We start from the raw sequence: 21,497 nt of genomic DNA, 5'->3' as shown, positions 1-21,497 counted from the left end.
ACATGCAGCCCAACGGAAGGATTAAGCGCATGAGTATTTACACCCGCATTCTGCTCGCTTTGGATCTGTCAGAGGAATCAGCTCAACTGGCATCCAAAACAGCCCAGATGGCGCAAGCATTCGGGGCCGAGTTAAACCTGATCCACGTCGTGGAGCCGCTCAGTTTTGCCTATGGCGGCGATGTTCCAATGGACCTTACCACCATTCAGGAACAGCTCGATGAGCATGCCCGCAGCAAACTGGACCAGTATGCTGAAACCATTGGCTATCCGGTCAACAAGAAAATCATTGTCACCGGACACACCGAAACGGAAATTCATCGAGCAGCGGAAGAGCTGGGTACTGACCTGGTGATCGTAGGCAGTCACGGTCGTCATGGTTTGGCCCTGCTTCTCGGCTCCACCGCAAACGGAGTACTCCACGGAGCCAAGTGTGACGTGCTGGCCATCCGGGTGAAAGAGGAGGGTTAATCCCCCTCCTGCATCGCCTCCAGCTCCACCCAGCGCTCCATCAGCTGCTCCAGCTGCTGCTCTTGCTCATGCAGTTTGGCCAGCGTGTCTGCTACCTTGGCGTGATCACCGCTATAGAAATCGGGTGACGCTACCACCGTCTGCAACGCTTCCAGCGCCTGCTCAGCATCTTCCAGCTGAGCAGGCAGCTGATCCAGCTCACGCTGCAGCTTATAGCTGAGCTTCTTGTTCTGCTTCTTAACCGGCTTGTTTTCAGCTGCCTTGCTCTCGGCTTTCTGTTCGGCAGTTGATACCTTTTTGACTGGACGTTGACGTAACCAGTCCTGGTAGCCACCCACATATTCGCGCACCTGCCCTTTCCCTTCAAAGACAACCGAGCTGGTCACAACATTGTCAAGGAAGCGTCGATCATGACTGACAAGCAGGATAGTACCATCGAAATTCAGCAGAATTTCTTCCAGTAATTCAAGGGTTTCAATATCCAGGTCGTTGGTCGGCTCATCCAGAACCAGCACGTTCGCCGGCTGACTGAACAGGCGTGCCAGCAACAGACGGTTACACTCGCCACCGGACAGCGCCTTCACGGGCGTCCTGGCGCGCTCAGGACTGAACAGAAAATCCTGAAGGTAACCAATGATGTGCTTGTTCTGGCCGTTTATCTCGATGCTTTCACGCCCGCCAGACACGTTATCGATCACGCTTTTTTCGGGATCCAACTGCCCTCTCAGCTGATCGAAATAAGCCACCTCGAGCTTGGTACCCAGTCGCACGCTGCCTTCATCCGGTTGCAACTGCCCCAGAATGATCTTAAGCAAGGTACTTTTACCACTGCCATTGGGCCCGATAAGACCAATACGATCCCCTCGCTGCACTTTCATGGAGAAGTTCTGCAGCAACGGCTTGCCTTCGTAAGACATGTAAACCTGTTCAAGCTCGGCAACCAGTTTGCCCGACTTTTGCGCCTCTTCCAGGCCGAAGCTGGCACTGGACTGACGCTCGCGCCGCTGTGAACGTTCGCGTCGCATCTGCTCCAGAGCGCGCACACGTCCTTCGTTACGCGTGCGACGGGCCTTGATTCCCTGACGAATCCATCGCTCCTCCTGAGCCAGTTTCTTGTCAAATTCGGCGTTCTGACGCTCCTCCTCTTCCAACAACTGCTGCTTCAGCTCAAGGTAACGATTATAACTGCCCGGGAAACTGGTCAGGTTACCGCGATCAAGCTCAACGATTCGTGTCGCAAGCTTCTCAACCAGGGCGCGGTCATGGGATACGAACAGAATGGAACCTCGAAAATCGAGCATCATCTGCTCCAGCCATTCAATGGTTTCGATATCAAGATGGTTGGTCGGCTCGTCCAGCAGCAGCAGATCCGGCTTCTGCACCAGGGCCGCGCCAAGTGCAGCACGTCGGCGCCAGCCACCAGAAAGTTCGGCCATTCGGGTATCGGCATCCAATCCCAGGCGGTCCAGCACTGTCTGTACCTGCTGTTCCAGATGCCATCCATCCCGAGCTTCCAACTGGTGCTGGAGTCGCTCCAGCTTCTGCAGCGATGCCGCATCAGTCTGATGTGACAATTGGTCGTAGGCTTCCCGAAACGCCACTACATCTGCAAGCCCTTCCGCAACCACATCGTACACACGGCGCTCATCAGCCGCCGGCAGCATCTGCGGCAACTTGGCTACACGAATAGCCGGGTCCTGCCATACAGTCCCATGATCGGCATGAATTTCGCCCGAAACCAGCTTCATCAATGTCGACTTGCCTGCACCATTCAGGCCTACCAGAGCGATCCGCTCACCCGGGTCGATTTGGAAATCAACATTATCCAGCAGCGGCGCCGCGCTGAAACTGACCGAAACACCCTCAAACTTCACCAACGGCATAAAGACTTGCACCCTGTCATGTAATATCAGCCGCTAGTGTACCTGAAATTGTGTTTAACACTGAAAACCCTTGGCTGAGGTGATTTTCCCAACCAACTCGATATACACTGCCGTTAATGCTCCCCCAGGCAACCCGAGAGGACCCGATGATTAAGCCTTGCCGCATGATACTGATTGGCGCTCTGGTGACAGCCCAGGTCCAGGCCGCTGATTCAAAAGATCAACATCCACTCCGTCAAAGCTTTGTTGAACATTACTCCACAGCTGTTACCGCTCCGGGGAATATCAGCGAGTCCACACACCAGTTATTATCGGCATATCCGTTGTATCCCTACCTGGAATACCGTCTGTTGAGTGCTTCTCTGGATAGCCAGTCCCCCGAGATCATTAACGACTTCCTTGAACGTAATGCTGACACTCCCCTGCATGGTCGTATACTGTTTGCCTGGGCTCGTCACACTGGCGAACAGGGCCATTGGGATGCCTTTGATTCCGCCTGGCAGCAAATCCAGCGTCCCAGCACTGAACTCCGGTGCCTTAATGGTCGGTCTCTGCTTGAACAGGACAGATTGACAGCAGCCTGGAATGAAGCCAGAGAATTATGGACAGTGGGCCACTCTCAGCCCGACCTGTGTGATCCTCTGTTCGATGCCTGGCTTCAATCCGAAAACTTTCGCTCCTCTGATGCTCTACAACGTTACAGGGCCGCACTGATAAGCGGACGCTCTGGCCTGTCTACCTATGTCAAACGCTTCATTACTGATCCTGCAGATCTGGCTGAAGCTGACCGAATCCTGTCTCTTTATCAGAACCCAGGACTGCTCCTGAGCGAACCCGACAGGCTGAAACCGGGTGCTGACAGTGCTCCCGTACTGTTGGAAATGGTCGTCAAGCGGCTGGCACGACAGGACCTTGAGGCGGCACTGAGGCTCTGGATACGCGAACGTTCACGCTTTGAGTTCAGTCCGGAAAAACAGGCCGAATTAACCAACTATTTGGGTGTCTGGTTCGCGAAACGTTTCCCGAATACTGAAGGTCAAAACCTGCTGGCCGAGCTGGATCCAAAACATGAACACTCGGAATTGACCGGCTGGCGTATCCGTTTGGCGTTGAGCGAAAAGAAGTGGGATGAGGTGCTTTACCTGATCGCTAAACTACCGGAAAGTGAGCGCCAGTCGGATCGCTGGCGGTACTGGAAAGCGATCGCCCAGCAGGCCGTTGGACAAGAGAACACCGCCCTTCTGGCCACACTGGCACAAGAACGCAGTTTCTATGGATTCATGGCAGCCCAAATTTTGGGACGTGAATATTCTCTGAATAATCAGCCAGCCCAGCTGGACAGCAACCAGCTTGAGGCCCTGTCCACCACTCCCGCGTTCACTCGCATCCGAGAATTACTGGCTTTGGAGCGTTTCTCGGATGCACGTTCCGAATGGAACCTGGCAACAGCCGAGATGAGCCCAGAACAGATCCACCTTGCAGCTCACCTGGTCAATCGCTGGGGATGGCATCATCAAGGCATCAGAGGCGCGATCAGTAGCCGCCAGTGGGATGACATGACATTGAGGTTCCCCAACCCCTATCCCGAACTGTTTCAGCTCCATGCCAGCAATCGTGATATCTCGCCGTCCTGGGCACTGGCAATTACACGCCAGGAAAGCGCCTTCTGGATGGGCGCCAAATCTCGCGTGGGCGCACGCGGCCTGATGCAATTGATGCCAGCAACTGCTCGTGCAACCGCCAGACGCCACGGCATTACCTTAGGGGGACTCTCAGACTTGAGTGAACCAAACACCAACATCCAGCTGGGCACAGCTTACCTGAGTGAAGTTTTTGAGCGTTTCAATGGCAATAAGGTGTATGCCACGGCGGCTTACAATGCTGGCCCAGGAAGGGTAAGCCAGTGGCTGGACGCTCGCGGCAAGCTGCCTCTGGATATCTGGATCGAAACCATACCTTTCGATGAAACACGGAATTATGTACAGAACGTGCTGTCTTTCAGAGTCATCTACGAACGCTTGAACGACCAAAATGTAACCCTGTTCAGTGAACAGGAGTTCTCGACCCTGGCCTTGAACAGTAAAGACTGACCATCAGGCTCAGCAGTGTGGCAACGCGTCTATGAACTGTCGCAACTGCTGAGCCTCGAACGGCCACCCCAGTTCCTGCCCAGTCCCACGATCAACCAGAACAGGAATTCGCTCGGCATATAGCTCCATCAATTTTGGCTCATATACAATATCGACCAGGTCGACCTCTGCCTGGCCTGCTACCAGCACCTGCTGCAGCACTGCAATCGCGTCTTCACATAGATGACACCCCTCGGTCGTCATCAAATCCAAATACAGCACACCGAAACTCCTAATGAACTCAGTCTGCCATTCTTACTGATTACCGCACCTGCAGCAATCCAACCTGAGACGGACACATACAAAAAATTGCAACATATGATCGTTAGGGTTGCCTATTCGAGACTCAAGAGTATTGTAATAGTTGAGCTGACTTGCCACGACTCCGCCATCGGAGTCGCCATGTGGTAACACCGCTACATGCTCAACAGGTAGTGACGTGCCATCAGCCCGTAGCAACCGGCAGCCGAGTATTCGCCGGTATTGATGTCCAGAACAGCAGATTGGAAGCAGGCATTTATGACGGATACAAACGGCAATATCGCAACGGACCCTCAGGAATTCATCAACTACGTAAATCGAGAAACCAGCAAGGTGCTGGAGATGTTCTCTGCCACAGGTGGAGACGACATCCTGCGCCAATTCACACAATCCTGGACTGAGCTGGCCACGCGCTCACTGGAGGACCCAACAGTCTGGATCCGTGCCATCGCCGACTATCAGCAAGCGCAGTTCAATCTTTGGCGTAACCTGCTTAGCGGCAACACCAGCGAGAACCCGGTTGCTGAGCCGCCTCCCGGCGACCGCCGGTTCAAGGCTGAAGAGTGGTCAAAGAATCCTGTTTTCGATTACATCAAGCAGTCCTACCTGCTCACATCACGCATGCTGATGGAGATGGCTCATAACGCCAAACTGTCTCCCCAGGAACAGCAGAAGCTTGAGTTCTATACGCAGCAGTATGTTGATGCGCTGTCACCGACCAACTTCGCCGTCACCAACCCTGAAGTGCTGCAGCAAGCTCTCGAGACCAAAGGCGCCAGTCTGGTTGATGGACTCAAGAACCTGCTAAGTGATATCGACAAGGGCCGCATCTCGATGACCGACGAGGATGCGTTTGAACTGGGCACCAATCTGGCCACGACTGAGGGTGCAGTCGTATATCAGAACCCCATTTTCCAGCTGATTCACTACAAACCGCTGACCGAACAGACCTATGAACGCCCGACGTTGATCATTCCTCCCAGCATCAACAAGTTCTATATTCTGGATCTTCAACCTGACAACTCTTTTGTCCGCTACTGCCTTGAGCAGGGACAGGATGTTTACCTGATTTCATGGACCAACCCCTCACCGGAACAGCGCAACCTCAGCTGGGATGACTATGTCGGTGATGGCATCCTGAAAGCCATCGAGGTTGCCAAGGACATCAGCCAACAGGAAAAACTGAATCTGGTGTCCTGGTGTGTTGGCGGCACACTGACGGCGTCTGCTCTGGCTGTCCTGGCCAACCGGAAGGACAATTCCGTTGGCAGCTGTACCTTCCTGACCACATTAATCGACTTCAGCGATCCGGGCGACCTGTGCGTTTATATCGATCAGTATCAGGTCAAACACCTGGAGTCCAAGGTCCAGAACGAAGGCATACTGCACGGTCGCGAGCTGGCCACTTCGTTCAACATGCTGCGCTCCAATGACTTGATCTGGTCTTACGTGGTGAACAACTACCTCAAGGGTCAGACACCCCCACCTTTCGACATCCTCTACTGGAACAGCGATCCAACCAACCTGCCTGCCGAGATGTATACTTTCTACATCAACCGCATGTACCTGGAAAACAAGTTGATCCAGCCGGATGCGCTGACCATCTGTGGCGAGCCGATCGATCTCCGCCGGGTCAAAACACCCTGCTACTTCCTGTCGACAATGGAAGATCACATTGCCCCCTGGAAAGGCACCTTCAAGGCAACGGATCTGCTTGGCGGCACAGTGGAATTCGTACTTGGCGCCAGCGGCCACGTTGCCGGGGTCATCAACCCGGCCAAGAAAAACCGTCGCAACTTCTGGATCAAGGGCGAAATGGGCAAGGGCCCGGATGCCTGGCTCGAGTCCGCTGAACGCCAAGAGGGCTCCTGGTGGAACCACTGGAGCGACTGGCTGCGCCGTCGCGCCGGCAAGAAAGTGCCTGCACCAGCCGAATATGGCAATGATCACTACCAGGTCATTGAAGCTGCCCCTGGCAGTTACGTGCGCAACCGACTCGATTAAGCGCTAACTACCGCAAGTAAAACGGGGCCATGAGGCCCCGTTTTTTTAAACGATGACGTCCCTATAACCCGCCCATCAACATGTACTTATACTCCAGATACTCTTCCAGTCCCTGACGCGCACCCTCCCGACCCAAGCCGGAAGCCTTGATGCCACCAAAAGGCGCAAGCTCGGTCGAGATCACGCCTTCATTGATACCGACCATGCCATATTCCAGACCTTCAGCCACGCGCCAGCAACGCCCAAGATCACGACTGTAGAAGTACGCAGCCAGACCATACTCGGTCGCATTGGCCATGGCGATGGCCTCGGTTTCATCGGTGAATTTAAAAATCGGAGCCAAGGGCCCAAAGGTTTCCTCACGTGCCACACACATATCCGTCGTGACGTTTTTGAGCACAGTCGGCTCAAACCAGGTGCGCCCCAGCTCATGAGGTTTGCCACCACAGACCACCTCGGCCCCCTTGGCAACTGCATCATCGATATGTGCCTGAATCTTTTCAACAGCAGCCTGGTTGATCAGCGGCCCCTGCTGCACATCCGGCTCAAGGCCAGAACCGACCTTAAGTGCCGCCGTACGGGCGGCCAGCCCTTCGACAAAACGGTCATAGATGCCTGCCTGAACCAGAAAACGGTTGGTACACACACAGGTTTGTCCGGTATTGCGGTACTTGGATGCCATGGCGCCATCAAGTGCGCGATCCAGATCGGCATCATCAAACACGATAAATGGTGCATTGCCGCCAAGCTCGAGTGAAACACGCTTGACGGTATCGGCACACTGCGCCATCAACAACTTACCGACACCGGTCGAACCGGTAAACGAAAGCTTGCGCACCTTTTCACTGCCCGTAAGTATCGCACCCAACGCCTTGGGATTACCGGTAATGATGTTAAACACACCTGCCGGCACACCGGCCCGCTCCGCCAGTTCCGCCAGCGCCAGTGCTGACAGAGGCGTATCCTCGGCCGGCTTGCAAATGAAGGTACAGCCGGCAGCCAAAGCGGGTGCGGCCTTGCGTGTAATCATGGCAGACGGAAAGTTCCACGGCGTGATTGCCGCAACAACTCCGACCGGCTCGCGACTGACCAGAATACGGGTATCAGGCTTGTGGCTGGGCACAATCTCTCCGTACGCACGCTTACCCTCTTCGGCGAACCACTCGATAAAGCTGGCGGCATAGATCACCTCTCCCTTGGCTTCTGACAATGGCTTGCCTTGTTCAAGCGTCATCAGCAAGGCCAAATCATCGGCGTTATCGAGCATCAGCTCGTACCAGCAACGCAAAATGACTGCACGCTCCTTGGCTGTGGTTTTGCGCCATTTAACAAACGCGCTCTCCGCAGCCTCAACTGCCGCCGCGGCATCGGCTTCTGCCATCCATGGAACCTGCACAATCTCTTCACCGGTGGCCGGATTGCAGACCGCGAAGGTTTCACCACTGAGCGCATCGACCCATCGACCATCAACATATGCCTGCTGGCGAAGCAAGCGGCTATCCTTGAGCTTCATCTATCACCTCCAACTTGATCGGTACCACCGTTACCGTCTCGGGATTGCACTGGACTGAACACCGGCATATGCTTGGCCGCGTTCACGGAGTGAATCGTCATCATAGCTGATGCAGGGAAGCGCGTAGCGCTTTTCCTCCCAACACCATTCTTATCTCCAGAGTATAATATCTCGCCGTGTTAGGTTTGAGTCAAAAACGCAACGCTGAGGTCCGCTATCTGCTACATTTGGGCTGGCCCATCATGGTGGCTCAGCTGGCCCAGAATGCTATGGGTTTTATTGATACCCTCATGGCCGCACGTGCTGGCACGGAGGATCTGGCCGCCATCGCACTGGGCAGCAGCCTCTGGCTCCCCCTGTTTCTGGCCCTGGCCGGCATTCTTATGGCAACCACACCGATTGTAGCTCACCTGGTCGGCGCCAACCGTGAAGCAGACTCGCGCCTTCCCCTGCACCAGGGACTCTGGATTGCTGCAGTACTTGGCTTGATCGGGATAAGTCTCTTACGCTCTGCAGACCCAATTCTGTCGCTGCTTCAGCTTGAGCCCGAGCTTCAGTCCAAGACCCAGGATTACCTGGATGCGATCAGCTGGGGATTTCCAGCGTTCATGTTCTATCAGGTGATCCGCAGTTACTGCGAGGGCTTTGGTAAAACCCATCCGGTCATGCGCATCGGGCTTCTGGGTGTACTGTGCAATATCCCCCTTAATTATGTGCTGATTTTCGGCAAACTGGGGCTTCCAGCCATGGGGGGCGTGGGCTGCGGTTATGCCACAGCCATTGTCATGTGGATCATGATGATCGCCGGCACCCTCTACCTCTGTAAAAGTCCACGCTTTAAGCCTCTGTCCCTGTTTCTCCAATGGCAACCACCGCAACTGGAACAGCTGCTGCAGCTGTTGAAGCTAGGCATTCCGATCGGCTTCTCTCTCCTGATCGAAGCCAGCATGTTCTGCGTGCTGGCTCTGATTCTCGCGCCTCATGGCGAAGTGGTTATTGCCGCCAATCAGATCACAATCAGCTACACCGGAATGATTTTCATGGTTCCTTTAAGCATCGCAATGGCGCTTACCATCAGGGTTGGCCATCTGGTGGGCAGCGACAAGCCGGAAGCAGCCCGGTATGCCGCCATCACAGGCATTATGATTACCTTGTTCATTGCGCTGTTCAGCTGCAGCCTTTCCCTGCTCCTGGCCCGAGACATTGCCGGCCTCTACACGGGTGAAGAACCGATTCTTTTACTGGCTACAACGTTGATCAGTATTGCTGCCGTCTTCCAGTTTTCAGACGCCTTGCAGGTCAGCGCAGCAGGTGCTCTGCGTGGCTATAAAGACACCAGCATTCCTCTTGTCATGGTGTTCATCGCGTACTGGCTGATCGGCCTGCCGACAGGATATATCCTCGGCTTTACCGACTTGATTGCCCCAGCCATGATCGCTGCCGGTCTTTGGTACGGCCTGCTGATCGGTCTCAGCGCCGGTGCCGTATTGTTAACAACACGCCTGATACGGATAGCACGTCATGCGATCAATACTGCTGCTTCTGATCATTGTGCTCAGCGGCTGTAGCGACCAGGTTCATGAAGACAAGCTGCGTGATTATGCTTATCGAGTTGGCAATGCCATCGACTCTGACTACCAACTGAACTTCAGTCTGCTCCCGCCCCCGTTTCCGCCCAAGCGAGAACGCTCACTGCCAGTCGATGAAATTCACGAAGGCCTGTTGGACGTCCTGGACTTTCGCCGCTGTGGTTTAATGGAGCTGATTGGCGAACGCAACACATCGCTTGGCAAGCTGGCCTTACCCTCGCAACGCCTGATTTATGAGACCCGCTTCCTCCCTCGCATCCGCCAGTGCATCCTCGACCTTGAGCAAATTGAAGACAAGGATGAGGATACACTCGCCCTGCTCAATCGCCTGAACCGGATCGAGGAGTCCAAGCGGATCAACTATCCACTGGTCATCAGCAATGCCATCTTCAATTCCGACGAAATCAGCCAACATTTTGCCCTCAAGGCGAAACCTCTGAATCAACTTGCTCTGGACAACTTTAACGGACTGATGCAAGCCTTTGAGCCATTTCAACACTTGGCAACCCTGTCTGAGCGTGACGACTGGGATGAGCCAAACTGGATTCAGGATCTGGAAAACAGCTACGAGACCTTCTACCGCTCTGAATTTGGCGCCGATTGGCTGCACAGTCTTTTAATGTTGACACAAACGCTGGAACAGACCGCACAGGCCATCGAGGCGCGACTTGAACGTCGCCCCATCTGTTTCAACCGCAAACCGACCCCCCAGGCAGAAATCATTCGCAATGTATTCCAGCGCTATTACGCCGGGCAACTCCAACCCTGGATGTCCATAGTTGATCGGACAGGCCAGCAATGGCGCTCTCAGTGGCTGAAACTGGTCAATCAGCTCCCCACAACCGCACCAACGGCAGAGTATTTTGTTCAACTGTTCGGCAAACAGCCTGAAAGTGCCTGGCAAACCTATCTGCAAGCCCGCAACCGCCACACACGCGCTTGGCAAAAATTACTGGGCCAGTGCGGAATGATGCCCAGCGTCAATAATGAGGGTTGAGTGACGCCCTGTTTTCGACCATGATGAGCTCACGATATCCGGGTGGAAATGGATTTGTCTGCACTCTCGCCATCATTGCGCAAGAGCACTTGCCTCTATGCTGCTTCAGCCTTTTTACTGCTTCTTGTTTGCCTTGCGGCCCTTGCAACCGGCAAAGCCCCCTTGCAGCTGGACAGCAAGCAGATAGATCAGTATCGCCAGTTGTATGGCGAAGATGCAGCCAAACGCTTAACCGCTTGGCAAAACCTGCTGGCTGAAGCCGCCCACCTGCCTGAGAGCGAGAAACTCGAAACCGTGAATCGCTTTTTCAATCAGGTTCGTTTTATCGATGATCGTATCCATTGGGGCCAGGAAGATTACTGGGCGACCCCGGTCGAGTTTCTGATCACTAATGGTGGTGACTGCGAGGATTTTTCCATCGCCAAGTACTACACACTTAAAGCACTCGGCGTGGCGGAAGCCAAAATGAGCCTGGCCTACGTCAAGTCCCTTGAGCTGAACCAGGCCCACATGGTGCTAACCTACTATTCAAGTCCATCGGCCATGCCGGTCGTGCTGGACAATCTCATCGGCGAAATTCGTCCAGCGAATCAGCGTCCGGACCTGCTGCATGTCTATACTTTCAACGGCGACAGCCTTTGGCTGAGCAAAAAAGGCCGACGCGCCGAGTTGGTGGGCACTTCTGATCGACTCAAACCCTGGACCAGCGTACAGTCCCGGGTGGAAAACAATCGCGTCAATCTCAACTCCCAGGAGCAATAAGGATGTCATTGACAAACCAGCTGATCGCAACTGTACTTGCCGTTCTGCTAGGGTTGGTCCTCAGCACTCTCTATATTCTGTCTGACAGCTCCCGTGACACCCTGCTGACGCAACTGGAATCTCATGCCGAGGACAGTGCAACGCACCTGGGACTTTATCTGGCTCCCTACATGCAGCAGCAGGACCAGGCCACCATCGCTACAGCCGTCAATGCGATTTTTGATAGCGGCTTCTATCAACAAATCGAAGTGACGGACAGCAACAACAACACCCTGTACAGCAAGACATATGACCCGGCCAGCGTCATCAAAGCGCCAAACTGGTTCATTCATCTGATGCCCATCACACCGCCCGAAAAGTCTCGACAGATCGCCTTTCAATGGCAGCAGGTTGGAAGTATTCATGTACGCAGCAGGGCAGGTTATGCCTACGAGAAACTCTGGCAAGGCGTCCGCAATGCCCTGCTCCTGTTTGCCAGCCTGTCCGCGATTTCAGCCATCATCCTGTCCTGGCTGATGCGTCACCTGCTACGACCTTTACAAGGCGTCGAACATCAGGCAATGGCTCTTGCACGTCGCGAGTACATCGAGCAACCTGTACTGCCTCGAACCCGCGAATTGAGACAGGTCGTATCAGCCATGAACCTGATGGTTCGTCAGGTGCAACTGATGTTTGACGAGCAGAATCGCAATATCGAGTCCTTGAGAAGTACCGCCTACAGAGACAGTCTGACCGGCCTGAACAACCGACGCGCCACCCTGACACAACTGACCGAACACCTGGAATACCGCCAGGACTTCGGCCCTGCTTCTCTACTGATTTTCCATTTGAACGACCTGCAGGCGCTTAACCACTTGCTGGGAGAGGATGCTACCAACCACTTGATCAGCCGTTGTGCGCAGAGCATTCAGGCACTTGGGCAGAATCTGGGACCACACGTCGTGGGACGCATAGGTGGCGCCGACCTCGTTTTGCTGGCACAACGCCGCAGTCTGGATGATTGGCAACTATTACTGGAGCCTCTGCTGCATCAGGTACGCAGTCAGGTCAAAAAGCAGACCGGTGCGGTAGAGAGCGCCGATATTCTCAGCATTGGCATTGCCTCATGTGACACACCCACCACTTCTGAGCAACTGTTGACGCAGGCGCGGCTGGCGCAACAGGAAGCCGAACAGGGCGGCAACCGCAGCATCGCGCTTTATCATACTCAACAGCATCAACAGGGCTGGTCTGACCAATGGCAACGACATGTCGCAACAGCCATTCACAACGAGCAGATTTTCCTGCAGCAGCAACAGCTGGTTGATAATCAAAACCAGTGTATACATGCTGAAGTATTTGCGCGTATTCTGGATCAGGACAACACCCCCTGCCAGGCAGGTGATTTCTTCGGCGTTGCCCGCGACCTGAACCTGCTGGAAAAGATCGACCGCGCCATTGTCAAACATGCACTTCAACACCTGCAGCAAAAGCCCGAATGCCCTGTCCTGAGCCTCAATCTGGCAAATCAGGCGCTCGCTGAACCCGCCTTTATCGAGTGGCTGCTGAACACGCTCAAACACAGCGGAGTCACCAGCCGCTTGAGTATCGAGATCAATGAGACGGCAATCCTTACTCACATGGAAAGCATCAAGGCACTGCGCAGTACACTGTCAGACCTCAATATACACTTCGGGGTCGATAACTTCGGTACACACCCCAATGGCTTCAGCTATCTTTATGCCCTGCGCCCGGACTACCTGAAGATCGATGGCTCATTGATTCGTCATATTGATCGCAGTGACGAGGACCGATTCTTCGTCAGCAGCCTGATCAGCGTTGCCCACAGCCTCGAAATCAAGGCCTATGCGGAGCATGTTGAGCGAGACTCTCAGCGAATAGAACTGGAAAAGATGAAAATAGACGGTACCCAGGGCTACCTGCACGGCGTACCGAGCACACTCAGCTAACCACATATCAAAGGTGCGATCGGACCCATCGTTGCAGATTGTTGAGGTCCATCGCACCAGCCTGACGACCCACTTCTTGACCACGATGCAGCAACATCAGGGTTGGAATGCTGCGAATCTGATAATGACTCGCAAGCTGTTGCGCCTGCTCTGTATTAACCTTGATCAGCCGACATTCGGGTTCCAACTCTAGAGCAGCCTGGGCAAAAATGGGGGCCATCATCTTGCAGGGACCACACCATTCGGCCCAGAAGTCCACCAGCACCGGAATATCGGTATTCGCCACTATTCGCTTGAATGTCTCACTGTCAGCTTCAACCGGATGACCAGCGAAGAGCTGTGATTTGCAACGACCGCATTGGGGAGAATGTTTGAGTCTTGCCGAAGGTATGCGGTTGGTCGCAAGACAAACAGGACAGGAAATATGCAATGAATCGTTCATTGGCGTCTCCATCTAGTGCATTAACGCATTAGATGGAGACACTCGAGTCTGATTTCAACGGCTCAACGACCCTTGAGATTAACCAGCGCTTCCAGCTTGCGGCTCAAACGCTCATCTTTCTCACGCTTACGCTGCTGCTGCTCTTGCTCACGCTGCTCTTTTTGACGTTCGCGTCGCTGCGCCTGAATCTCTTTGATTTTGGCCTGAGCGTGTTCAGCTTCACTGGCCGTCACCAAGCCAGCCGCTTCACCTTTAAGATCAACACGCTCAACACCTTCCTGCACGCTGCGCAGATAGGCAAGTGAACGAACGTAGGTTGCCAGCGCTCTTTTGATCCGGTTCCTCGCCAGCTTCTCATCGGCAATCAGATCTTCCTGAATGCCAATTTTGAGAGGGCGAACGTTTTCTCGGCTGAAGGTCTGCGGATAAGCCTCGATCAGCTGCTCCAGTGCGGCCTGATTTGCGGCACGGTTCTTGGAGCGGGTCTTGCTATTGGCTGCTTGATTCACGGTTTGACTCTCTGTTGTACCCGTTGCTGTCCGCTTGCGCTTTTCGACGGCGGACAACCTGTATTCACACTCCTGCAGCAGCGACTCTACCGCCTGCTGCAGATCGACCAGATCTGACACTCAGCCAGCCCCTTTCCGAATTAGATACTCATAGGTTTCACTTTCCAGGACCACCTGCTTGACAAGTTCATGCCCCAGAAACGTACAAAACTTGGGAATATCACGCTGTGTAGAAGGATCTGTCGCAATCACCCGCAACACCTCGCCGGCGGACATCTCCCGAACCTTGTTGTGCAGCAGCATAACCGGCTCGGGACAGAGCAGACCGCTCGCATCGAGCGTGTGATCGACATCGGATTTATTCATGCAGGCCAGAAACTCCCCCGACAGCATTGAATGATTAAACAATTTGCCTGTATCAACGATACGGGCTTGCGACCTCTGAAGAAGCAATTATCCTGATATAGAGACCATCTCTCAAGGAGTAAGCCAATGATTCGTGTACTGATTGAGCGTCACGTAGCAGATGAGTTGAGTAAACACTATGAGCAGGCTTCGCGGGAAACCCTGCAAAAAGCAATGCATTTCCCGGGTTTCATATCGGGCGAGGCGCTGCACAACACATCTGACCCCAACCATCGGGTTATCCTCGCCACCTACAGATCAGAGAATGACTGGCTCTTATGGCAAGCCTCTGATGAACGACGCGAGATGATGGACCAGATCAACCCGATGCTTGAAACAGAAGAAAAAATTACCGTGTTTGAACACTGATTCAACCTTCAGGGGTCAATGAGAGCCAACAGGTAATTTCTTCACGATCATGATAGAGATGACGTGCCTGCAGCCGGTAGTCAATATCGGCTGCATCCAGTTCCGCACGCAGGTAGCCTAGACAGCGCTCCACCTCATCAAAGCGCTGTTTCATCGGCAGCTTCAGGTTAAAGATGGCATTACGGCACCAGCCGTTAAGCGCCCAGGACAACATCAATTCGGTCACACGAGCAGGCTTGTCGACTACGTCACACACCATCCAGTCAACCGGCTTGGAAGGCACAAAGGTAAAGGCATCCTCACGACGATGCTCAACCTGCCCCGACTCCATCAGGTCTTCATTCATTGGACCATTATCGACCGCCGTGACGAACATGTGCTGATTCACAAGCTGCCAGGTCCAGCCACCTGGAGCAGCCCCCAGATCAACGGCACTCATTCCGCCTCTTAAAAGCTCATCCCTGCGGCGCTGGGGTATAAAGTAATGCCAGGCTTCATCCAGTTTAAGGGTCGAGCGACTGGGCGCTTGCTGAGGAAACTTGAGACGTAACACACCCATGGGCCAGGATGAACTGTTACCCAAAGCTGCAACACCAACCCAGAGGGTACGACCATCAACGACAAAAACGTGCAGGCGCCAGTCAGCACGTTGTTTGCGCGGTTGCATTAGACCTTCACGCCTCAGTGCCTGAGCAAGTGCAGAGCTGAATTTGCGCGCAAAGCCATGCAACTCACGCCCCTCGGTCGTATCAGCAACCTCTACCATCAACTCACTGGTTGGTGGCAGTTCTGCAACGAGAATGGCAATCGGGCTGATGCGATCGGATGAGGACAGATTTTCCAAACACGGCGCACAAGCGATCCACTGACGCGCAAAAATCAAACTCCGAAAACGAAGCTTGCGCATTGCCGTTATGGCACCGTCAGACTCGTGACAACGAAACAGCACGTAACCCTGCTGATTTTCAAATTGCGGATATCCGTATATACCGACCTCTGCACAACGGGTTGTGATTTCAGCTGCACACTCTTTTTCAAAGCCGGAGCGGCAATACAGCAACACTGTGTTTACTTCAGTCATGAGCTCTCCTCGAAAGTGCGCGAACTATAGTAATCCATTGGTCTAATAACAACCGTACTAAAGGGTAATTAGCCGTTAATACTCACAAAAAAAGGGATTTGATCCATATCAACCAAATCCAGATAACGGAATTATAAATAACGAAAAAAACCCGAAAACACCCCCTAACAAGCTGAACAAAGGGAGCAACCGTGCTCAACACTCACCCACTATCCCGTTGAATTATCAAGGTTATCCCACAGACACAGAATCACATCCTCTGAAATGCAATTCAAAACTTGCCCTGCGACAATAAACCACAGTTAAAGGTTCCATCACATTGAAAAGCCGTGGGTATTCCCAGATAATTGCCGGTGGAACTCTTCTTACTACTATTAGCTTGTTGATGAGAGCCTGACATGAGCACTGCAACTGAACACCCGACTTACAACTACAAAGTCGTGCGCCAGTTCGCCATCATGACGGTGGTCTGGGGCATCGTCGGTATGGGCGTCGGCGTACTGATCGCCGCCCAGCTGGTGTGGCCTGCACTGAACTTTGACATTCCCTGGTTGACCTACGGACGTATCCGTCCGTTACACACCAACGCGGTAATTTTCGCGTTTGGTGGCTGTGCGCTTTTTGCTACCTCGTACTACGTGGTACAGCGCACATGTCAGACCCGACTGTTTTCTGATGCTCTTGCATCATTCACTTTCTGGGGCTGGCAAGCTGTTATTCTGGCTGCAGCCATCACACTGCCGCTGGGTCTGACCAGTGCAAAGGAATATGCTGAACTGGAATGGCCGATCGATATCCTGATCGCCGTAGTCTGGGTTGCATATGCCGTTGTATTCCTTGGCACCGTCAAGAACCGCAAGACCTCCCACATTTATGTGGGTAACTGGTTCTACATGGCGTTCATCATCACTGTTGCGGTGCTGCACATCGTCAACAGCCTGGCTATCCCCGTTACGCTGACCAAGTCCTACTCCGTTTACCCGGGCACCGTGGACGCGATGGTTCAGTGGTGGTATGGCCACAACGCGGTAGGCTTCTTCCTGACTGCCGGCTTCCTGGGCATGATGTACTATTTCGTACCCAAGCAGGCTGAGCGTCCGATTTACTCCTACCGTCTGTCCATCGTGCACTTCTGGGCTCTGATCGCGACCTACATCTGGGCTGGTGGTCACCACCTGCACTACTCCGCACTGCCGGATTGGACCCAGTCTGTAGGCATGGTGATGTCACTGATTCTGCTGGCTCCGTCCTGGGGTGGCATGATCAACGGCATGATGACTCTGTCCGGTGCATGGCACAAACTGCGTACTGACCCGATCCTGCGCTTCCTGGTGGTATCTCTATCCTTCTACGGCATGTCCACCTTCGAAGGCCCGATGATGTCCATCAAGACCGTTAACGCCCTGTCACACAACACTGACTGGACCGTTGGTCACGTGCATGCGGGTGCTCTGGGCTGGGTAGCCATGATCTCCATCGGCGCTGTGTATCACATGATCCCGAAACTGTTCGGCAAGGCTCAGATGTACTCTGTTGGCCTGATCAATACGCACTTCTGGCTCGCAACCATCGGTACCGTTCTGTACATCTGCTCCATGTGGGTTAACGGTATCCTGCAGGGCCTGATGTGGCGCGCAGTAAACGAAGACGGCACCCTGACCTACAGCTTCGTCGAGGCGCTTGAAGCCAGCCATCCGGGTTACCTGGTTCGCTGGATTGGCGGCATGTTCTTCCTGACCGGTATGCTGCTGATGGCCTTCAACGTTTGGCAGACCGTTCGCAGTGGCAGCTCCGTCAAGGCAGCTGAACCTTCTGCGCAGGCGGCCTGATTGAGACGAGGAGCAGATAGCAATGATCAAACACGAAACGATTGAAAAGAATATCGGCCTCATGATCCTGCTGATCATCATTACGATCAGCGGCGGTGGTCTGGCGGAAATCGTACCTCTGTTCTTCCAGAGCGCTACGACAAAGCCGATTGAAGGCCTGCGCCCCTACAGCGCACTCGAGCTGGAAGGCCGTGACATCTACATCAAGGAAGGCTGCCACGTCTGCCACACTCAGATGATCCGTCCGTTCCGTGCTGAAACCGAGCGCTACGGTCACTACTCAACTGCCAATGAATTCGTCTGGGAACACCCGTTCCTGTGGGGCTCCAAGCGTACTGGTCCAGACCTGGCACGTGTCGGCGGCCGTTACTCTGACGACTGGCAGAAAGCTCACCTGTATAACCCGCGTGATGTGGTACCCGAGTCCAAAATGCCATCCTACCCTTGGCTGTTTGAAAACAAGCTGAGCGGCAAGGATACCGTGGCCAAAATGGAAGCACTGCGCAACCTTGGCGTACCGTACACCGATGAACAGATCAGTTCTGCTCGTGAAGAGGTTCAAGGCAAAACCGAGGTTGACGCTCTGGTTGCCTACCTGCAGTCACTGGGCAAAACCCACTCTGTTTATACCAACCAGCGGTAATTTTCCGTGAGTTATGAGGTTTATGGTCCCTATCTGCCGGTTGTAATGCTGCTCACCTTCATCGGGCTGTTTGCATGGGTCTTGTTGCCCGGCAACAAAAAAGGCTTTGATGAAGCATCACAGCTCCCCTTCGCGGACGAAGAGAAGCAGGATGAAGAAAAGCAGCAAGACCAGGAAGGGACCCATAACAGGAGAGACAACAAATGAGTGCTTTCTGGAGCGCATGGGTAACTGTAATTACCCTGGCAGTCATCTTCGGCTGCACATGGCTACTCTTCGCGACACGCAAGAGTGAAAAATTCAAGGAAACGACTGACCAAACCGTTGGCCATTCCTTTGACGGCATTGAAGAGTATGACAACCCGCTGCCGCAGTGGTGGTTCTACCTGTTCGTTGCCACCGTTATCTTCGGTCTGGGCTACCTGATGCTGTACCCGGGTTTGGGTAACTTCAAAGGCATGCTGGGCTGGACTTCCGCCAACCAGTGGGAAGCGGAAATGCAGCATGCTGAAGAAGTATACCGTCCGGTATTTGCCAAGTACGCTGCACTGTCTATCGAAGATCTGCAGAAGCCGGAGAACGAAGCAGGCCTGAAAATGGGTCAGCGCATGTTCGCCAACAACTGTTCCGTTTGTCACGGTTCAGCTGGCACTGGTGCCATCGGCTTCCCGAACCTGACCGACAATGACTGGCTGTACGGTGGCGATCCTGCCACTATCAAGCAGACCATTGCAAACGGTCGCAACGGTGGTATGCCTGCGTGGGCTGACGTACTGGGCGAAGACGGTGTCCGTGACGTAGCTAGCTACGTTCTGACCCTGAGCGGCCAGGAAGCAGCTCCAGGTACTGACGTTGCCAATGGTGAGAAGCAGTTCCAGGCACTGTGCACCGCATGTCACGGAGCTGATGCCAAAGGCATGCATGCACTGGGCGCTCCTAACCTGACTGACGACATCTGGCTCTACGGCGGCTCATTCAAGCAGGTTGCTCACAGCATCCGTGCTGGCCGCGCTGGCGTAATGCCGGCACAGAAAGACCTTCTGTCTGAGGACAAGATCCAGCTGATCTCAGCATACGTCTACAGCTTGTCCAACAAGTAATGTCGTAGTGCTGAAGAAAAGGCGGCATGACGCAAGTCATGTCGCCTTTTTTATTGTCGAACTAGTATAATATTCAGGATTCCTAATAGATTAGGAATTGACCTGTCGACGCAATCAGCAGTAGGTACTGGAATGAATCAGATACCGGTAAAAGACGTAACACCTCGCAAGGAAGGCAAGGACCAGGTTGAAAACTACAACCTCTATGCCAAGCGCGAACATATTTACGTCAAGTTCTATAAAGGCTTGTTTAAGAATCTGCGCATCATCTCCAGCTTCATGATGCTCGCTATGTTCTATGGCGTATCCTGGATTCAGTATGATGGACGCCAAGCCGTCCTGTTTGACCTCCCCAATCGCCAATTCCATATTTTCGGCCTGACCTTTTGGCCTCAGGACTTCATGCTGCTTTCATGGCTGCTTATCATTCTGGCTTTCACCCTCTTCTTCGTTACGGTGTTTGCCGGACGTCTCTGGTGTGGTTATTCCTGCCCACAATTTGTCTGGACCTGGCTGTTTATCTGGGCTGAGCGCATCACGGAAGGCGATCGCAACAAGCGCATGCGCATGGACAAGCAACCCATGAGCAAGGAAAAAGCGATTCGAAAAAGCGCCAAACATCTTATCTGGATACTGATTGCAATCGCTTCTGCAATCGCCTTCGTGGGCTATTTTTCTCCCATTCGCGAGCTCATTCCCAACATCCTGGCATGGGATCTTGGCCCATGGGAAACCTGGTGGCTGGCGTTCTTCACGGTTGCGACCTATGGCAATGCCGGATGGCTGCGTGAGCAGGTCTGCATCTATATGTGCCCCTATGCACGCTTCCAGAGCGTCATGTTTGACCAGGATACGCTCATCATTTCCTATGACGAAGCACGTGGCGAACCCCGTGGCAGCCGCAAGAAGAACGCTGTTAAGGATGATACGGGACTAGGCGACTGTATTGACTGCCATGCTTGCGTACATGTCTGCCCTGTCGGGATCGATATTCGCGATGGCCTCCAGTATGAGTGTGTTGCCTGTGGCGCCTGCGTAGATGCCTGTGATGACATGATGGATCGTATGGGCTATGCACGAGGCCTCGTGCGTTACACCACCGAACACTCACTCAACGGCAAGCAGACAAAATTGCTGCGCCCACGCCTGATAGGATATTTTGTCGCCCTCATCACCATGTTCGGTGCCTTCATCTGGGCATTGACCGATCGCGTCCCTCTTGAAGTGGATGTTATTCGTGACCGCGGCCAGCTTTACAACAATACGCCCTCAGGCCTGATTGAAAACGTCTACACCTTGAAGGTTGCCAACAAGGAGCAGACCGATCATCGTTACATCATTTCCGTTTCAGGCCTGCAGGGACTGGAAATCGCGACCGACACTCATATAGCGGTTGCTGCAGGTGAATTGTTGTCATACCCGGTTCGGCTGCAAATTGACCCGGATATCCTCAAGTCCAACAACACAACCATTCAGTTCATGGTTGAGGCGGTTGATAATTCCAACATCAGAATTGAAACTGAAAGCCGTTTCCTTGGTCCTATTCCTCAACGATAGTCCCC

20 protein-coding genes are annotated in these 21,497 nt (G+C 53.7%); 13 read left to right on the top strand and 7 right to left on the bottom strand.

Features of this window, described 5'->3' with window-relative positions:
• Nucleotides 1–29: 29 nt before the first annotated feature.
• Nucleotides 30–470 (top strand): universal stress protein, encoded by a 441-nt coding sequence (locus LN244_RS07250; RefSeq protein WP_239042174.1) that lies wholly within the window; start codon nucleotides 30–32, stop codon nucleotides 468–470.
• Here the strand turns inward: LN244_RS07250 and uup are convergent.
• Complete coding sequence (gene uup / locus LN244_RS07245) at nucleotides 467–2,353, bottom strand: ATP-binding cassette ATPase Uup (RefSeq protein ID WP_239042173.1); 1,887 nt, start codon at nucleotides 2,351–2,353, stop codon at nucleotides 467–469. The two genes, LN244_RS07250 and uup, sit on opposite strands and share 4 nt — an antisense overlap.
• Nucleotides 2,354–2,499: 146 nt before the next feature.
• Between uup and LN244_RS07240 the strand changes: the two genes are divergently transcribed.
• Nucleotides 2,500–4,443 carry a transglycosylase SLT domain-containing protein gene (locus LN244_RS07240; protein ID WP_239042172.1) on the top strand — a complete coding sequence of 648 codons (1,944 nt, stop codon included), beginning with the start codon at nucleotides 2,500–2,502 and terminating at the stop codon, nucleotides 4,441–4,443.
• A 9-nt stretch (nucleotides 4,444–4,452) separates the two neighbouring features.
• Here the strand turns inward: LN244_RS07240 and LN244_RS07235 are convergent, their stop codons facing one another.
• Nucleotides 4,453–4,704, bottom strand: a complete 252-nt coding sequence (locus LN244_RS07235; protein WP_239042171.1) for a glutaredoxin family protein — start codon at nucleotides 4,702–4,704, stop codon at nucleotides 4,453–4,455.
• 297 nt (nucleotides 4,705–5,001) lie between these two features.
• Between LN244_RS07235 and LN244_RS07230 the strand changes: the two genes are divergently transcribed.
• Nucleotides 5,002–6,747: a PHA/PHB synthase family protein gene (locus LN244_RS07230; protein ID WP_239042170.1), complete on the top strand. Its 1,746-nt coding sequence runs from the start codon at nucleotides 5,002–5,004 to the stop codon at nucleotides 6,745–6,747.
• Nucleotides 6,748–6,808: 61 nt separating this feature from the next.
• Here LN244_RS07230 and LN244_RS07225 read toward each other — a convergent pair whose 3' ends face one another.
• Nucleotides 6,809–8,260, bottom strand: a complete 1,452-nt coding sequence (locus LN244_RS07225; RefSeq protein WP_239042169.1) for an NAD-dependent succinate-semialdehyde dehydrogenase — start codon at nucleotides 8,258–8,260, stop codon at nucleotides 6,809–6,811.
• A gap of 185 nt (nucleotides 8,261–8,445) precedes the next feature.
• On the opposite strand from LN244_RS07225, the gene LN244_RS07220 reads away from it, so the two are divergent.
• The 4 genes from LN244_RS07220 to LN244_RS07205 are packed head-to-tail and all read left to right on the top strand — an operon-like array spanning nucleotide 8,446 to nucleotide 13,557.
• Nucleotides 8,446–9,828 carry an MATE family efflux transporter gene (locus LN244_RS07220; protein ID WP_408904457.1) on the top strand — a complete coding sequence of 461 codons (1,383 nt, stop codon included), beginning with the start codon at nucleotides 8,446–8,448 and terminating at the stop codon, nucleotides 9,826–9,828.
• Nucleotides 9,782–10,846, top strand: a complete 1,065-nt coding sequence (locus LN244_RS07215; RefSeq protein ID WP_239042167.1) for a DUF3080 family protein — start codon at nucleotides 9,782–9,784, stop codon at nucleotides 10,844–10,846. Before LN244_RS07220 ends, LN244_RS07215 begins: the two co-directional genes overlap by 47 nt.
• Nucleotides 10,847–10,900: 54 nt before the next feature.
• Nucleotides 10,901–11,608, top strand: a complete 708-nt coding sequence (locus tag LN244_RS07210; protein ID WP_408904456.1) for a transglutaminase-like cysteine peptidase — start codon at nucleotides 10,901–10,903, stop codon at nucleotides 11,606–11,608.
• Between the two features lie 2 nt (nucleotides 11,609–11,610).
• Entirely contained in the window at nucleotides 11,611–13,557 is a 1,947-nt protein-coding gene (locus LN244_RS07205; protein WP_239042166.1) for a bifunctional diguanylate cyclase/phosphodiesterase, read from the top strand.
• 7 nt (nucleotides 13,558–13,564) lie between these two features.
• On the opposite strand, the gene trxC is transcribed toward LN244_RS07205, so the two are convergent.
• From trxC to tusA, 3 genes are all read right to left on the bottom strand, one after another.
• Nucleotides 13,565–13,999, bottom strand: a complete 435-nt coding sequence (trxC, locus tag LN244_RS07200; RefSeq protein ID WP_239042165.1) for a thioredoxin TrxC — start codon at nucleotides 13,997–13,999, stop codon at nucleotides 13,565–13,567.
• A gap of 62 nt (nucleotides 14,000–14,061) precedes the next feature.
• Nucleotides 14,062–14,628 (bottom strand): ProQ/FINO family protein, encoded by a 567-nt coding sequence (locus tag LN244_RS07195; RefSeq protein ID WP_239042164.1) that lies wholly within the window; start codon nucleotides 14,626–14,628, stop codon nucleotides 14,062–14,064.
• Nucleotides 14,629–14,874 carry a sulfurtransferase TusA gene (gene tusA / locus LN244_RS07190; RefSeq protein WP_239042163.1) on the bottom strand — a complete coding sequence of 82 codons (246 nt, stop codon included), beginning with the start codon at nucleotides 14,872–14,874 and terminating at the stop codon, nucleotides 14,629–14,631. It abuts the gene before it with no gap.
• Nucleotides 14,875–15,000: 126 nt separating this feature from the next.
• On the opposite strand from tusA, the gene LN244_RS07185 reads away from it, so the two are divergent.
• On the top strand, nucleotides 15,001–15,282 hold the full coding sequence (locus LN244_RS07185) for an antibiotic biosynthesis monooxygenase family protein (protein WP_239042162.1): 282 nt from the start codon (nucleotides 15,001–15,003) through the stop codon (nucleotides 15,280–15,282).
• 1 nt (nucleotide 15,283) lies between these two features.
• Here the strand turns inward: LN244_RS07185 and rlmM are convergent, their stop codons facing one another.
• On the bottom strand, nucleotides 15,284–16,363 hold the full coding sequence (gene rlmM, locus LN244_RS07180) for a 23S rRNA (cytidine(2498)-2'-O)-methyltransferase RlmM (RefSeq protein WP_239042161.1): 1,080 nt from the start codon (nucleotides 16,361–16,363) through the stop codon (nucleotides 15,284–15,286).
• Between the two features lie 398 nt (nucleotides 16,364–16,761).
• Here rlmM and ccoN point away from each other — a divergent pair, with 398 nt between their 5' ends.
• The 5 genes from ccoN (at nucleotide 16,762) to ccoG (ending at nucleotide 21,492) form a co-directional block, all read left to right on the top strand.
• Nucleotides 16,762–18,192, top strand: a complete 1,431-nt coding sequence (gene ccoN, locus LN244_RS07175; protein WP_239042160.1) for a cytochrome-c oxidase, cbb3-type subunit I — start codon at nucleotides 16,762–16,764, stop codon at nucleotides 18,190–18,192.
• Between the two features lie 22 nt (nucleotides 18,193–18,214).
• Complete coding sequence (gene ccoO / locus LN244_RS07170) at nucleotides 18,215–18,835, top strand: cytochrome-c oxidase, cbb3-type subunit II (protein ID WP_425542730.1); 621 nt, start codon at nucleotides 18,215–18,217, stop codon at nucleotides 18,833–18,835.
• Nucleotides 18,836–18,841: 6 nt separating this feature from the next.
• Nucleotides 18,842–19,042 carry a cbb3-type cytochrome oxidase subunit 3 gene (locus LN244_RS07165; protein ID WP_239042159.1) on the top strand — a complete coding sequence of 67 codons (201 nt, stop codon included), beginning with the start codon at nucleotides 18,842–18,844 and terminating at the stop codon, nucleotides 19,040–19,042.
• A complete protein-coding gene (gene ccoP, locus LN244_RS07160; RefSeq protein WP_239042158.1) occupies nucleotides 19,039–19,935 on the top strand; it encodes a cytochrome-c oxidase, cbb3-type subunit III in 897 nt (298 codons plus the stop codon). The genes LN244_RS07165 and ccoP overlap by 4 nt, the downstream gene beginning before the upstream one ends.
• A 132-nt stretch (nucleotides 19,936–20,067) precedes the next feature.
• Nucleotides 20,068–21,492, top strand: coding sequence for a cytochrome c oxidase accessory protein CcoG (ccoG, locus tag LN244_RS07155; protein WP_239042157.1), 1,425 nt, complete (start codon nucleotides 20,068–20,070; stop codon nucleotides 21,490–21,492).
• Nucleotides 21,493–21,497: the final 5 nt, after the last annotated feature.

The organism is Marinobacterium sediminicola (assembly GCF_022343685.1).
GTDB lineage: Bacteria > Pseudomonadota > Gammaproteobacteria > Pseudomonadales > Balneatricaceae > Marinobacterium > Marinobacterium sediminicola.
This window is presented reverse-complemented; position numbering and strand designations above follow the sequence as displayed.

Excerpts from the sequence above, each read along its gene's own strand:
- ccoP (WP_239042158.1), top strand. The coding sequence starts at position 19,039 with ATGAGTGCTTTCTGGAGCGCATGGGTAACTGTAATTACCCTGGCAGTC.
- ccoG (WP_239042157.1), top strand. The coding sequence starts at position 20,068 with ATGAATCAGATACCGGTAAAAGACGTAACACCTCGCAAGGAAGGCAAG.
- LN244_RS07225 (WP_239042169.1), bottom strand. The coding sequence starts at position 8,260 with ATGAAGCTCAAGGATAGCCGCTTGCTTCGCCAGCAGGCATATGTTGAT.
- LN244_RS07240 (WP_239042172.1), top strand. The coding sequence starts at position 2,500 with ATGATTAAGCCTTGCCGCATGATACTGATTGGCGCTCTGGTGACAGCC.
- uup (WP_239042173.1), bottom strand. The coding sequence starts at position 2,353 with ATGCCGTTGGTGAAGTTTGAGGGTGTTTCGGTCAGTTTCAGCGCGGCG.
- LN244_RS07185 (WP_239042162.1), top strand. The coding sequence starts at position 15,001 with ATGATTCGTGTACTGATTGAGCGTCACGTAGCAGATGAGTTGAGTAAA.
- LN244_RS07250 (WP_239042174.1), top strand. The coding sequence starts at position 30 with ATGAGTATTTACACCCGCATTCTGCTCGCTTTGGATCTGTCAGAGGAA.
- ccoN (WP_239042160.1), top strand. The coding sequence starts at position 16,762 with ATGAGCACTGCAACTGAACACCCGACTTACAACTACAAAGTCGTGCGC.
- trxC (WP_239042165.1), bottom strand. The coding sequence starts at position 13,999 with ATGAACGATTCATTGCATATTTCCTGTCCTGTTTGTCTTGCGACCAAC.
- rlmM (WP_239042161.1), bottom strand. The coding sequence starts at position 16,363 with ATGACTGAAGTAAACACAGTGTTGCTGTATTGCCGCTCCGGCTTTGAA.
- LN244_RS07230 (WP_239042170.1), top strand. The coding sequence starts at position 5,002 with ATGACGGATACAAACGGCAATATCGCAACGGACCCTCAGGAATTCATC.
- ccoO (WP_425542730.1), top strand. The coding sequence starts at position 18,215 with ATGATCAAACACGAAACGATTGAAAAGAATATCGGCCTCATGATCCTG.
- tusA (WP_239042163.1), bottom strand. The coding sequence starts at position 14,874 with ATGAATAAATCCGATGTCGATCACACGCTCGATGCGAGCGGTCTGCTC.
- LN244_RS07215 (WP_239042167.1), top strand. The coding sequence starts at position 9,782 with ATGCGATCAATACTGCTGCTTCTGATCATTGTGCTCAGCGGCTGTAGC.
- LN244_RS07205 (WP_239042166.1), top strand. The coding sequence starts at position 11,611 with ATGTCATTGACAAACCAGCTGATCGCAACTGTACTTGCCGTTCTGCTA.